This window comes from Paraburkholderia oxyphila NBRC 105797 (assembly GCF_000685075.1).
Lineage (GTDB): Bacteria > Pseudomonadota > Gammaproteobacteria > Burkholderiales > Burkholderiaceae > Paraburkholderia > Paraburkholderia oxyphila.
This window is the reverse complement of sequence record NZ_BAYD01000009.1, coordinates 180,613-194,317: the sequence shown is the minus strand read 5'-3', so window position 1 is coordinate 194,317 and position 13,705 is coordinate 180,613. Positions and strand designations below refer to the sequence as shown.

Sequence of the window (13,705 nt, the reverse complement as noted above, 5' to 3'; positions counted from 1 at the left end):
GCTGCGCGGGCGCGTCGCCGTCGGTGGCCGTGGCGCCCGATGCGCTGGCCGACGTGCCGCCGTTCACGGCATCGGTGCCTTTGGGCGCTTCGGGCGTGACCGGTTGCGTGGGAGCCTGACGCGTTTTTGCGCTGGCGCTGGCGGGTTTGGCCGCAGCGGCGGCGCCCAGCGCCTTGCCCGGTGCCGACATGGCGGGAGCGTCCGAAGCCGCAGATGCCGCCGAAGCTGCTGCAGCCGCCGATGCCGCCGCGGCAGCCGAAGCGGCTTCAGCCGCTGAAGCCGCGCCCGGTATCGGCAGCGGGGTGAAGCCCGCGGCAACCTTGACCGGCAGCGTCGCGGTGCTATCGGAGGCGCCCTGCGGCGCACCGCCGATCGTGGGCGCCGACGCGTCCTGCGTGGCCGAGGCCGCCTCGGCCACGGCGGCCTGCTCGACGCCGGGCTTCAGGCGGTCGACGAGCCAGTAGTCGAGCACGCGGCGCGCGATCGGGCCGGCCGCCTGCGCGCCCCAGCCGCCGTTCTCGACGACCAGCGCGACAGCGATCTGCGGCTTTTCGGCCGGCGCGAACGCGATGAAGAGAGCGTGGTCGCGCAGATGCTCGGCGAGCGCGTGCGCCTGGTACTTGGCGCCCTGCAGCGAGAACACCTGTGCCGTGCCGGTCTTGCCCGCCGAGGTGTAGGGCGCGTTGCGGAACACCTGGTACGCCGTGCCCGACGGATTCATCGTCACGCCTTCCATGCCGCGCTTCACGACGTCGATATCGGACTGCTTCACGTTCAGGCGCCCGCTTTCGCTCGGCACGGTGAGCTGCTGCGCCTTCGTGATCGGATTTTCGATCTCCTTCACGAGGTGCGGCTTCATGAGGATGCCGTTGTCGGCGAGCGTGGCCGTGGCGTGCGCGAGCTGCAGGATCGTGAACGAGTTGTAGCCCTGGCCGATGCCGAGGCTGATCGTCTCGCCCTCGTACCACTTCTGCTGTTCGGGCCGGCGATAAGCCTTGCGCTTCCAATCGGTGGAGGGCAGGATGCCGCGCGCCTCGCCCGCGATGTCGATGCCGGTGAGCTGGCCGAAGCCGAGCGGCTTCATGAAGTTCGCGATGTTGTCCACGCCCAGGTCGTGCGCGAGCATGAAGAAGTAGGTGTCGTTCGACACCATGATCGCCTTGTTCATGTCGACCCAGCCCTGGCCGGAGCGCACGTCGTTGTTGAAGCGGTGGCCGCCGAACATGTAGTAGCCGGGGTCGGAGAAGCCCCATTGCGGCGTGCGCTTGTGCAGCGTGAGCGCGGCGAGCGCCATGAACGGCTTGTAGGTCGAGCCCGGCGGATAGGTGCCGTGCAGCGGCCGGTTCAGCAGCGGGTGATCGGGCGAGTTGTTCAGCGCGTCCCAGGTCTGCTGATCGATGCCGTCCACGAAGGCGTTCGGGTCGAAGCTCGGCGCCGAGACGAACGCGAGAATGTCGCCCGTTGAGGGCTCGATCGCCACGAGCGCGCCGCGCTTGCCTGCGAAGGCCTGCTCGGCCACCTGCTGCAGGCCGATGTCGAGCGAGAGCACGAGATTGTTGCCGGGCGTGGCCTGGGTGCGCTTGAGCGTGCGCACGGGGCGCCCACCCGCCGTCACTTCGACTTCCTCGAAGCCGGTCAGGCCATGCAGCTCGGTTTCATAGCTCTGCTCGACGCCGATCTTGCCGATGTAGTCGGTGCCCTTGTAGTTGTTCGCATCGAGACGCGGATCGTAATGCTCGGGGTCGCTCTCGTTCTTGTCGCTCTCGTCGTCGATGCGATCCTGGTCGCGCTGCGAGATGCGGCCGATATAGCCGATCACGTGCGCGGCCGTGGTGCCGAGCGGGTACTGGCGGAACAGACGCGCGCGCACCTCCACGCCGGGGAAGCGAAAGCGCTGCGCGGTGAAGCGCGCGACTTCGTCGTCGGTCAGGCGCGTGCGGATCGGCAGGCTCTCGAAGTTCTTCGAGTCCTCGAGCAGCTTCTTGAAGCGGCGGCGGTCGCGCTGATCGATCGGGATCACCGTCGAGAGCTGGTCGATCGTGTTGTCGAGCGTGTCGGTGAGCTTCGAGGGCGTGATTTCGAGCGTGTACGCCGAGTAGTTCTTCGCGAGCACGACGCCGTTGCGGTCGGTGATGATGCCGCGGTTCGGCACGATCGGCGCGACCGAGATGCGGTTTTCGTCGGCTTGCAGCGAGTATTTGCTGTGGTTCCAGACCTGCAGAAAGAGGAACCGGAACGCGATCAGCCCGAAGCAGACGAACACGAACAGTCCCGCCGCCGCGACGCGCAGGCGGAACTTCGTGAGCTGCTGCTGGGTGTCCTTGAATTCGGTCATGCGGGGAGAGCACCGGGGCCCGCGCCTCGCTCAGGCGCTGCGGCGGGCCGGTAGAAAGGGAGGGTCATCGGTTGCGTCTTTGAACGGTGAGCGGCGCGCGGCCGCTCAGATGGGCCGGGTGTCGTCGGGATCGACGGGGCGGCGCTGCGGTAGCAGCAGCACGATGCTCGTGACCGGCCAGAGCACGGCCTCCACGAAGCCGCTGACCAGATAGCCCCAGCCGGGGAACGGCGCACCCATCAAGAGGCGAATCACGAACGGCACGACTTGCGCGCCCACGAGCATCGGCATGACGGCGAACATCTGTACGCCGAGCGACATCCACAGCACGCGGCGGTGAATCGTGATCGCGCCATACGAGAGCATCGTGTAGGCGAGCGCGTGCTCGCCGAGCAGATTGGCGTTGTGCACGTCCATCAGGAGGCCCAGGCAGAACGCGATGCCCATGCCCACCTTGCGCGGCTGATGGATGTTCCAGAACAGCAGCACGAGCGCGACGAAGTCCGGAATGCCGGGCAGCTTGCCCCACGGCAGCAGGTTCAGCAAAAACGCGGCCGCGAGGCTGAACGCGATGAAGTACGGATTGACCGGCTGCAGGATGTATTGCGGACGCGTCATCAATGGCCCCCCTGCGGCTTGGCGGGCGCGGCGGCCGGGGCCTTCGCTGCAGTGTTGGCCGGGGCCTTCGCTGCGGCATTGGCCGGCGCGTTCGCGGCCGGCTTGGCTGCGGCAGGCTTCGATTTGTCGTCGGCCTTCTTGTCCGCAGCCTTGGTGGGCTTTTTCTTTTTCGCGTCCTTGGCGTCGGCAGCCGCGGCGGCGGAAGCGGCCTCGGCAGCTTCAACCGGATTCGGCGGCACTTGTGCGACATAATGCAGCACCAGCACCTCGCGCGCGCCGCGCACCGCCGCGAGCGGCACGCAGATCACGCGTGCAAACGCCGTGTCGGCCTGCTTGTCGATGCGCAGCACCTTCGCAACCGGCAGCCCTTGCGGATAAATACCGTCGAGGCCGCTCGTCACGAGCTCGTCGCCGACTTGCACGTCGGCGCTGATCGGCACGAAGCGCAGATCGAGCAGGTCGCCCTTGGCCGTGCCGTAGATCACGCTGCGCAGCCCGGTGCGCACGATCTCGACCGGTACGGCCTGGTCCTTGTCGGTCACGAGCGTGACTTCGGACTGCATCGGGAACACGCGTGTGACCTGGCCGATCACGCCGTCTTCGCTCAACACGGGCGAGCCGTTCTGCACGCCTTGTTGCGAGCCGCCGCCGATCACGACCTTCTGCGTGAACGGGTCGCGCGTGTCGTACTGGATCTCGGCGGGCGTGGTCTGCGCGCCGATGCGTTGCGAAAGTTGCAGCAGCGAGCGCAGATGCGCGTTTTCGGCCGCGAGCGAGGCGGCCTCATTGGCTTGCTGCGAGAGCTGGAGGTTGCGCGCGTGCAGTTTTGCGTTGTCCTGGCGCAACGAAGCGCTCGTGACGGCGAGGTCGGCTGCGCCCATGAAGAGATCGCGCGGCACGAGGGCGGCGCGTTGCAGCGGATAAAGACCTGCGCCGAGCACGCCGCGCACGACTTCGAGCGTCTTGAAGCGGGCGTCGGAGACGAGCAGCGCGAGCGACAGTACGACGAAGAAGATGAGCCGTGCGAGTGCCGAAGGGCCTTGCTTGAATAGAGGCGGCGGACTGTATTCCATGGTCGGCGCCGGGCGCGTATGCGGTTCGGTGAAACTAACGATGAAACGTGAAATGCAACAGCGGCGCCGGGATGGGCGCCGCATTGCGGACCAGGCGGCGACGGGCTTGCCGCCGCCGCCAAGTGTGCGTCAATTGCGTTGCCCTTGCGCGCAGCGCGGCACGGTGCACTTACTCGTACGAGAAGATGCTGCCGAGCTTGTCCATGCGCTCGAGCGCCATGCCCGAGCCGCGCACGACGCAGGTGAGCGGATCTTCGGCCACCAGCACCGGCAGGCCGGTTTCTTCGGCCAGCAGGCGGTCGAGGTCGCGCAGCAGCGCGCCGCCGCCCGTGAGCATCATGCCGCGCTCGGCGATGTCGGCGCCCAGTTCCGGCGGCGTTTGCTCGAGGGCGATCTTCACCGACGAGACGATCTGGTTCAGCGGGTCGGTGAGCGCTTCGAGAATTTCGTTGCTCGAAATGGTGAAGCTGCGCGGAATGCCTTCCGAGAGGTTGCGGCCCTTGACTTCCATTTCCTTGACTTCGGAGCCGGGGAACGCCGAGCCGATTTCCTTCTTGATGGCTTCGGCGGTTTGCTCGCCGATCAGCATGCCGTAGTTGCGGCGGATGTAGTTGACGATGGCCTCGTCGAACTTGTCGCCGCCCACGCGCACCGAGCCCTTGTAGACGATGCCGCCGAGCGAGATCACGCCCACTTCGGTCGTGCCGCCGCCGATGTCGACGACCATCGAGCCGGTGGCTTCCGAGACCGGCAGGCCCGCGCCGATGGCCGCGGCCATGGGTTCTTCGATCAGATAGACCTGCGAGGCGCCGGCGCCGTGCGCGGCTTCCTTGATCGCGCGGCGCTCGACCTGGGTGGAGCCGCACGGCACGCAGATGATGATGCGCGGCGACGGCGAGAACATGCGCGATTCGTGTGCAGTCTTGATGAACTGCTTGATCATCTGTTCCGTGACGGTGAAGTCGGCGATCACGCCGTCCTTCATCGGGCGGATGGCTTCGATGTTGCCCGGCACCTTGCCGAGCATCTGCTTGGCTTCCTTGCCGACTGCCTGGATCGTCTTCTTGCCGTTCGGGCCGCCTTCCTGGCGGATGGACACGACCGAGGGTTCGTCGAGGACGATGCCCTTGCCGCGCATGTAGATCAGGGTGTTGGCGGTGCCGAGGTCGATCGCGAGATCGTTGGAGAAATAGCTACGAAGAAAACCGAACATTCAAAAATCCTGTCTCGCTGGTGGCCGACCATGGGACGAGCGGGTCACGGGGCGGCAGCGGAAAAAATAACAGCCTCAGGACGGGCGGAAAGCGCCGCCGCGAGGAGCCTGAAACTGCGGGAATGGTTACCGGAGTCGGCCACGCTGAGCGCCATCTGAGCGCACATTGCTGCGATCAGGGGTGAAAGGCGGGCGCAAGGCGGTCCGGGTTTGAGTCGAACGCGTAATGATACCTTATAATTTTGCCTGTTTTACAGGATCCGGATGGCAGTTTTTGACTTCGTCGAGGCTTTCCTCCACTCCCGGATCCGGAGCGATAAACCGCTGTTGCAGCACCGTTTTTTCCGCGCTGCCCCAGCCTCAATTTTTTCCGGTGACCGCATGGCCCTGACCCTGACCGATGTGAAGCGTATCGCGCATCTCGCGCGCCTCGAACTGGCCGAAGCCGAGGCCGGCAATACGCTCGAGCGCCTGAATAACTTCTTCGGGCTCGTCGAGCAGATGCAGGCCGTGGACACCACGGGCATCGCGCCGCTCGCGCATCCGATCGAGCAGATCGAAGACGTCGCGCTGCGACTGCGCGAGGACGCGGTGACCGAAACCGTGGACCGCGACGCCTTTCAGCGTCCCGCGCCCGCGGTACAGGACGGACTTTACCTCGTGCCGCGCGTAATTGAGTAAACACGCACGCATTTCCCGTCATTTTCGATGAAGTTCGAGTTAGATAACTTTAACTTCCGGAATGCGGAAACCCGAATCCGGCGCGGCGCGGCCCGCAATCGCGCGCGAGGCGCTCCCGGCGGCGCACGATGTGGTGGGCGCGCCGTTACGTTCTTCCAGGAATCACGCAATGCATGACAAAAGCTTGACCGAACTGCGCGCCGCGCTGGCCGCGAAGGCATGCTCCGCCGTCGAACTGGCCCAGCATTATTTGGGTCGGATTGAGGCGCATCAAGATTTGAACGCCTTCGTCGACGTCAATCCCGAATTGACGCTCGCGCAGGCCAGGGCCGCCGACGCGCTCCTCGCGAGCGGCAACGCGGGCCCGCTCGCCGGCATTCCGCTCGCGCACAAGGACGTGTTCGTCACGCGCGGCTGGCGCTCGACCGCCGGCTCGAAGATGCTTTCGAACTATGTCAGCCCGTTCGACGCCACCGTCGTGGCGCGGCTCGAGCGCGCGGGCATGGTCTGCCTCGGCAAGACCAACATGGACGAATTCGCGATGGGCTCGTCCAACGAGAACTCGCACTTCGGCGCCGTGAAGAACCCGTGGGACAAGCAGGCGGTGCCGGGTGGCTCGTCGGGCGGCTCGGCCGCGGCCGTGGCCGCACGCCTCGCGCCCGCCGCGACCGGCACCGACACGGGTGGCTCGATCCGTCAGCCCGCCTCGTTCTCGGGCATCACCGGCATCAAGCCCACCTATGGCCGCGTCTCGCGCTACGGCATGATCGCGTTCGCCTCGTCGCTCGACCAGGGCGGCCCGATGGCGCAAAGCGCCGCCGACTGCGCGCTGCTCCTGAACGCGATGGCGGGCTTCGACGAGCGCGACTCCACGAGCCTCACGCGCGACGACGAAGACTACGCGCGCCATCTGGGCCAGACGTGGAGCGCGAGCGCCACGGCCGACAAGCCGCTCGCGGGCCTGCGCATCGGCCTGCCGAAGGAATACTTCGGCGCGGGCCTTGCCGACGACGTGCGCGCCGCCATCGACGCCGCCTTGAAGGTCTACGAATCGCTCGGCGCTACGCTGGTGGAAGTCACGCTGCCGAAGACCGAGCTTTCGATCCCCGTCTACTACGTGATCGCGCCGGCGGAAGCCTCGTCGAACCTCTCGCGCTTCGACGGCGTGCGCTACGGCCATCGCGCGGCCGAGTACACCGACCTGCTCGACATGTACAAGAAGTCGCGCGCCGAGGGCTTCGGCCCCGAGGTGAAGCGCCGCATTCTCGTGGGCACCTACGTGCTCTCGCACGGCTACTACGACGCCTACTACCTGCAGGCGCAGAAGATCCGCCGCATCATTGCGCAGGACTTCCAGGAAGCGTTCAAGCAGTGCGACGTCATCATGGGACCGGTCGCGCCGAGCGTGGCCTGGGACATCGGCGCGAAGGGCGACGATCCGCTGCAGATGTATCTCGCGGACATCTACACGCTCTCCACGAGCCTCGCGGGCCTGCCCGGCATGAGCGTGCCGTGCGGCTTCGGCGCGGGCGCGAACGCGCAGCGGCCCGTCGGTCTGCAGATCGTCGGCAACTATTTCAACGAGGCTCGCATGCTGCAGGTCGCCGACGCTTTCCAGCGCGCGACCGAGTGGCATCGCAAGGCGCCGGCAGGGGTGTGAACATGGCAACACAGTGGGAAGTCGTTATCGGTCTCGAGACGCACGCGCAATTGTCGACGTCGTCGAAGATCTTCTCGGGCGCATCGACGCAGTTCGGCGCCGCGCCCAACACGCAGGCCTGCCCCGTCGATCTCGCGCTGCCGGGCGTGCTGCCGGTGATGAACCGCGGCGCCGTCGAGCGCGCGATCCGCTTCGGTCTCGCGATCGACGCCACGGTCGCGCCGCGCAGCATCTTCGCGCGCAAGAATTACTTCTATCCGGATCTGCCGAAGGGCTATCAGATCAGCCAGTACGAGATTCCGGTCGTGCAGGGCGGCCAGATCACGATCCAGGTGCCGGCCAATGAGAAGGCCGGCAAGGACGCGTACGAGAAGACCATCAATCTCACGCGCGCGCACCTCGAAGAAGACGCGGGCAAGTCGCTGCACGAAGACTTCGCGGGCATGACCGGCATCGATCTGAACCGTGCCGGCACGCCGCTGCTCGAAATTGTCACCGAACCTGAAATGCGCAGCGCGGCGGAAGCCGTTGCCTATGCCAAGTCGCTGCACACGCTCGTCGTCTGGCTCGGCATTTGCGACGGCAACATGCAGGAAGGGTCGTTCCGCTGCGACGCGAACGTTTCGGTGCGCCCGGTCGGCCAGAAGGAATTCGGCACGCGCGCCGAGATCAAGAACCTGAACTCGTTCCGCTTCCTCGAAGAAGCGATCCAGTACGAAGTGCGCCGTCAGATCGAGCTGATCGAAGACGGCGGCACCGTCGTGCAGGAAACGCGCCTTTACGACCCGGACAAGCGCGAGACGCGTTCGATGCGCAGCAAGGAAGACGCGCACGATTACCGCTATTTCCCGGACCCCGATCTGATGCCGCTCGTGATCGACGCGGCGTGGATCGCGCGCGTGAAGGGCGAGATGCCCGAGCTGCCCGCGACGATGCAGACGCGCTTCGTCGAGCAGTACGGCGTGACGCCGTACGATGCGAACGTGCTCACGTCGAGCAAGGCGATGGCGGCGTACTTCGAAGCGGTCGTGGCGAAGACGGGCGCCGCACAGGCGAAGGCCGCCGCGAACTGGCTGATGGGCGAAGTGTCCTCGCAGCTGAACCGCGAAGGCCTCGACATCGACGCCTCGCCGGTGTCGGCCGCGCAGTTCGCGCTGCTGATCCAGCGCATCGCCGACGGCACGATCTCGAACAAGATCGCCAAGGAAGTGTTCCAGGCGATGTGGGACGAGAAGGCGGCCGACGAAGGCGCGGTGGACCGCATCATCGAAGCGAAGGGCCTCAAGCAGATTTCGGACACCGGCGCGCTCGAAGCGATCATCGACGAGGTGCTCGCCGCGAACCCGAAGTCGGTCGAGGAATTCCGCGCCGGCAAGGAAAAGGCGTTCAACGCGCTGATCGGCCAGGCGATGAAGGCCACCAAGGGCAAGGCCAACCCGCAGCAGGTCAACGAGCTGCTGAAAAAGAAGCTGGGCTGATAGTCTTGTGATGAAGCGGGCGGCTCAAGGCCGCTCGCGCGCCAGGGCGGCGGCGCGCCACGCGTGCGACGCCGCCTTGTTTTTGGTGCGGCGGCAGCGACGCGCGTCGTCCGCACCGCAAGCGGCAAGCACGAACCACGAGGAGTCCAACGCATGGCGAAGTCCCCGAGTCTCGACGATTTCCGCGTGCCGTATTTCGGCGACAAGAAGGCGAACGATTTCTCGCCCGAGGCGATCGACCCGTCAGCGAAGCCGTTCTCGACCGGCAGCAAGGACGGCGACCGCGAGCGGCTCACGGAAATCGGCGACAAGCTTGACGTGCTGCAGGAGCGCCTGCATGCGCAGCGTCACCATCGCGTGCTGCTGGTGCTCCAGGGCATGGACACGAGCGGCAAGGACGGCACCATCCGCGGCGTGTTCCACGAGGTCGATCCACTCGGCCTGCGCATCGTGCCGTTTCGCGCGCCCACGCCCATCGAGGCGGCGCACGATTTCCTCTGGCGCGTGCATATGCAGGTGCCGGGCGCCGGCGAGCTGGCCATCTTCAACCGCAGCCACTACGAAGACGTGCTCGTGCCGCGCGTGACGGAGCAGATCGACAAGGCGGAGTGCGAGCGCCGCTACCGGCAGATCCGCGACTTCGAGTCGATGCTCGCGGAGAACGGCACGACCATCATCAAGTGCTGGCTGCACATCTCGAAAGACGAGCAGCGCCGCCGCCTTCAGGCGCGCATCGACGACCCCACCAAGCACTGGAAATTCGATCTTTCCGACCTCGAGGCGCGCAAGCACTGGGACGCTTACCAGGCGGCGTATCGCGACGCGCTCGCGGCCACTTCGACGGAGATTGCGCCCTGGTACGTGGTTCCCGCCGACTCGAAGACGCATCGCAACGTGATGGTGGCCGAGCTGCTACTGCGCCTGATGGAAGGACTCAAGCTCGAATTTCCGCCTGCCAAGGCCGAGCTCAAGGGCGTGAAGATCGAGTGACGCTCGACTGCACCGCGCCTCGCGCCTTACCCCCAACCCGCGCAAATCAAAAGGAATGAAGACATGCTGCGTGTGATCACCGCGAACCTCAATGGCATCCGCTCCGCGGCGAAGAAGGGCTTCTTCGAATGGTTCGGCGAGCAAAACGCCGACGTGCTCTGCGTGCAGGAAATCAAGTGCTCGCAGGACGACATGACGCCCGAATTCATGGCGCCGCACGATTTCAAGGGCTATTTCCAGCACGCCGTGAAGAAGGGCTATAGCGGCGCGGGCGTCTACACGCGCCACGAGCCCGACGACGTGATCATCGGCTTTGGCAGCGAGGAGTTCGACGCGGAAGGCCGCTACGTCGAGACGCGCTTCGGCAAGCTCTCGGTGATCTCGGTGTACGTGCCCTCGGGCTCGAGCGGCGAGGAGCGCCAGGAGGCGAAGTACCGCTTCATGGATGCGTTCCTGCCGCATCTGGAGGAACTCAAGCGCGAGCGCGAAGTGATCCTCTGCGGCGACGTCAACATCGTCCACAAGGAAATCGACATCAAGAACTGGAAGGGCAACCAGAAGAACTCCGGCTGCCTGCCCGAAGAGCGCGCCTGGCTCACGAAGCTCTTCGACGATGTGGGCTACGTGGACGTGTTTCGCACGCTCGACGCGCGCCCCGAGCAGTACACGTGGTGGAGCAACCGCGGCCAGGCCTATGCGAAGAACGTGGGGTGGCGTATCGACTACGAGATCGCGACGCCCGGCATCGCGGCCACGGCCAAGAACACGTCCATCTTCAAGGACATCAAGTTTAGCGACCACGCGCCGCTGACCATCGACTACGACTACAAGATCAAGAAGCGCTGAGCGCCCACCCAGGCACCCATGCACCTTAGGGCGCCAGCACCACCTTGCGCTTTTGAATGGCCGGAATGCCCTGATAGTCGGGCAGACTGGCCAGCGGCTTGCCGATCGCCTTGGCGTAGAGCGGCATCATGTCGGCGAGGCGCTTGGCGATGTCCGCGCGCCGTGCCGGCGTGTACGGGTGCACGTAGATGAAGCCCTGGTCGCGGTCGGCGCGTGTGGCCACCGCGAGCTTGTCCCAGAGTGTGAGCGCCGCGCGCGGATCGAAGCCCGCGCGCGCGGCGATGTCGCTGCCGATCACGTCGGCCTCGGTTTCGTCGTCGCGGCCATAGTGCATCTCCACGAGGCGCGAGCCAATGCCGAGCGGGAACATGCCGAGATCGGCGAGCCCGAAGAGCTGCGGCACCACGCCCGCCTCGATTTGCGCGGCCTGCTGCTCGCCCAGCCGTTCGCGCACATGCTCGCGCACCGCATGCGCGATCTCATGGCCAAGCAGCATGCCGAGCTCGTTGTCGTTGAGCTTCACGCGATCGAGCAGGCCGCCGTACACGACGATCTTGCCGCCCGGCAGGCAATACATGCGGATGTCCGGCGAGCGGATCACCGCCACTTCCCACTTCCAGAGCTTCACGCGGTCGCTCCACTTGAGCGCGTAGGGCGCGAGCCGGTCGACGAACTGGCGCACGCGCTGCACGTGCGGATCGGAATCGGGGTAGAGCAGTTTCGAGTGCGCCGCGCCGCGCACGATCTCGTTGTATTCGGCGGCGGCCTGCGCCTCGAGCATCGGCGAGGGAATCAGGTTGCGAAACGCGACGATATTGCCGAAACGCACGACGCGGCCCGTGTTCGGGCCGCTGGCGGTGGAGGCGTTGCTGCCCGGCGCGCTCTGCGCGTTCGCGCCTGAAGCAGCGGCTGCTGCTGCTCCGGCCGTTTCCGCTGCGCTGGCGAGCGGCGCAGGCGTGGGGGCCGGGTTGGCCGGCGTGCTGCTTGACGCACCGGCGGGGGCGCTGCTCGGTGCGTTGGTGGGGGCGCTGGTGGGAGCATTAGCGGCGCCATTTTCGGCCGCGCCAGCGAGCTCGGCATGGAGCGAACCCCAGACGGGCAGCGCCGCGGCGAGCGCCAGCGCGAGCGTGCGGCAAGCCGTGCGCATCCGTAGCGCTGATGAACCCGCGCCGCGCGCGTTGCCGCTCGCTTCGGCCCGTGCGTCGTCCCGTCCCTGATCCGCTGTTCGGCGCGCGTCGCTGCGTCCCGGACGGCCAGGCGTCGGGCGGTGGACGGGCACGGCATGCTGGCGGGACTTCACGACCGGATTCTCCACGGGGCGATTCGAATGAGCAGGAGCATACCCGGTACCGCGAGCACCGTGCAGACGATGAAGTAATCGAACCAGCCGATTTTCGCGACCACATAGCCGCTTGCCGCGGACGCGAGCGTGCGCGGCACCGAAGCGAGGCTCGTGAACAGCGCGAATTGCGTGGCCGTATAGCGCGGATCGGTCGTGCTGGCGATATACGCGGTGAATGCGGCGAGCGTGAGGCCGGTCGCGAACGTCTCGAGGCCGTAGACGAGCGCGAGCGCGGCGGCGCGCGGGTCCAGCGCGAGCTGCGCGTTCAGGCCGACCGCGCCGGCAAGGTGCGCGACGCCATGGCTCACCGCCACGACGGCGTCATAGATGAGCGCAAGCGAGGGCGAGCCGGGACCGAGCTGCGCGAGCCAGGCGAAGCCGAGCGTCGAGACCATCTGCAGGAAGCCGAAGATCCACAGGCCGCGCCCGATGCCGATCTTCACGAGCGCCACGCCGCCGATGATGCCGCCGGCCAGGCTCGCGCCGAACGCGGTCATCTTGGCGATCACGCCGATCTCCGTGCGCGAGTAGCCGATATCGAGGAAGAACGACGTCGAAAGCGTCGTGGCCATCGTGTCGCCGAGCTTGTACAGGAAGATGAAGGCGAGCACGAAGAGCGCCGCGCCGAGACCGTCGCGCTTCACGAATTCGGCGAATGGCTGCACGATCGCTTGGCCCAGGTTCTTCGGCGGCGCACCGTGCACTTCGGGCTCGCGCACCACGAGCGACATGATCATGCCGGGAATCATGAAGGCCGCCGTCACGACGAACACGGTGCTCCAGGGCAGATGGTCGGAGAGAATCAGCGCGAGCGAGCCCGGCACGAGTGCCGCGATCTTGTACGCGTTCACGTGCACCGCGTTGCCGAGGCCCTGCTCGGTGTCCTTGAGCAACTCTCGCCGGTAGGCATCGATGGCGATGTCCTGGCTCGCGCCGAAGAACGCCACGAGCGCGGTGAGCGCGGCCACGGTCCAGATCGAATCCTTGGGCGAGACGAAGCCGAGCGTGGCGATCGCGCCCGCCACGAGAATCTGCGTGACGAGCATCCAGCCGCGCCTGCGCCCCGGACGCCAGCCCGGCAGGCGCGGCACGTAGCGGTCCATGAGCGGCGCCCAGACGAACTTCCACGTATAGGGAAACTGGATCAGCGCGAAGAGGCCGATTTCCTTGAGATTGACGCCTTCGGAGCGCAGCCACGCCTGCACGAGATAGACGAGCGTGAACAGCGGCAGCCCCGAGGTGAAGCCGAGAAACACGCAGATCAGCATGTGCGTGTTCAGATACGCGCGCCAGCCGGGGTGTTCTTCGTGTGCGTCCAGGTTATGAGACGCTAGCGGCGCCTCGGATGCTGTGGACGCCTGGGAGGGTTGAGTCGTGGCCTCTTGGGGCGGATTCTGCATGTCGTCCGGTGTGTCGGCGGAGGGCGGCGGCGCGGTGACCCGCGTGGTTTCCAGGTCTGTAATCTGTGA

The 13,705-nt window shown here is 66.3% G+C and carries 11 protein-coding genes; 5 read left to right on the top strand and 6 right to left on the bottom strand.

The window, feature by feature from the left end; all coding sequences use genetic code 11:
* The 4 genes from mrdA to BO1_RS08865 form a co-directional block, all read right to left on the bottom strand.
* Positions 1-2,335, bottom strand: a 2,335-nt coding sequence (gene mrdA, locus BO1_RS08880; protein WP_028217264.1) for a penicillin-binding protein 2, incomplete at its 3' end; no start/stop codon positions are given.
* 105 nt (positions 2,336-2,440) lie between these two features.
* Positions 2,441-2,953 (bottom strand): rod shape-determining protein MreD, encoded by a 513-nt coding sequence (gene mreD / locus BO1_RS08875; RefSeq protein WP_028217263.1) that lies wholly within the window; start codon positions 2,951-2,953, stop codon positions 2,441-2,443.
* The gene (mreC, locus tag BO1_RS08870) at positions 2,953-4,026 is read right to left on the bottom strand and encodes a rod shape-determining protein MreC (RefSeq protein WP_028217262.1); all 1,074 of its coding nucleotides are present in this window, start codon (positions 4,024-4,026) and stop codon (positions 2,953-2,955) included. Before mreC ends, mreD begins: the two co-directional genes overlap by 1 nt.
* A gap of 169 nt (positions 4,027-4,195) precedes the next feature.
* Positions 4,196-5,239: a rod shape-determining protein gene (locus BO1_RS08865; protein WP_004189550.1), complete on the bottom strand. Its 1,044-nt coding sequence runs from the start codon at positions 5,237-5,239 to the stop codon at positions 4,196-4,198.
* A gap of 381 nt (positions 5,240-5,620) precedes the next feature.
* Here BO1_RS08865 and gatC point away from each other — a divergent pair, with 381 nt between their 5' ends.
* From gatC to BO1_RS08835, 5 genes are all read left to right on the top strand, one after another.
* On the top strand, positions 5,621-5,920 hold the full coding sequence (gene gatC / locus BO1_RS08860) for an Asp-tRNA(Asn)/Glu-tRNA(Gln) amidotransferase subunit GatC (protein WP_028217261.1): 300 nt from the start codon (positions 5,621-5,623) through the stop codon (positions 5,918-5,920).
* Positions 5,921-6,089: 169 nt separating this feature from the next.
* Entirely contained in the window at positions 6,090-7,580 is a 1,491-nt protein-coding gene (gene gatA, locus BO1_RS08855; RefSeq protein ID WP_028217260.1) for an Asp-tRNA(Asn)/Glu-tRNA(Gln) amidotransferase subunit GatA, read from the top strand.
* Between the two features lie 2 nt (positions 7,581-7,582).
* Complete coding sequence (gene gatB / locus BO1_RS08850) at positions 7,583-9,058, top strand: Asp-tRNA(Asn)/Glu-tRNA(Gln) amidotransferase subunit GatB (RefSeq protein ID WP_028217259.1); 1,476 nt, start codon at positions 7,583-7,585, stop codon at positions 9,056-9,058.
* A gap of 153 nt (positions 9,059-9,211) precedes the next feature.
* Positions 9,212-10,048 carry a polyphosphate kinase 2 family protein gene (locus tag BO1_RS08840; protein ID WP_028217258.1) on the top strand — a complete coding sequence of 279 codons (837 nt, stop codon included), beginning with the start codon at positions 9,212-9,214 and terminating at the stop codon, positions 10,046-10,048.
* Between the two features lie 63 nt (positions 10,049-10,111).
* The gene (locus tag BO1_RS08835) at positions 10,112-10,894 is read left to right on the top strand and encodes an exodeoxyribonuclease III (protein ID WP_028217257.1); all 783 of its coding nucleotides are present in this window, start codon (positions 10,112-10,114) and stop codon (positions 10,892-10,894) included.
* 25 nt (positions 10,895-10,919) lie between these two features.
* Here BO1_RS08835 and BO1_RS08830 read toward each other — a convergent pair whose 3' ends face one another.
* Positions 10,920-12,194 carry a M48 family metallopeptidase gene (locus BO1_RS08830; RefSeq protein WP_245643738.1) on the bottom strand — a complete coding sequence of 425 codons (1,275 nt, stop codon included), beginning with the start codon at positions 12,192-12,194 and terminating at the stop codon, positions 10,920-10,922.
* Positions 12,191-13,636 (bottom strand): AmpG family muropeptide MFS transporter, encoded by a 1,446-nt coding sequence (locus BO1_RS08825; RefSeq protein ID WP_084687831.1) that lies wholly within the window; start codon positions 13,634-13,636, stop codon positions 12,191-12,193. Before BO1_RS08825 ends, BO1_RS08830 begins: the two co-directional genes overlap by 4 nt.
* Between the last annotated feature and the right edge of the window lie 69 nt (positions 13,637-13,705).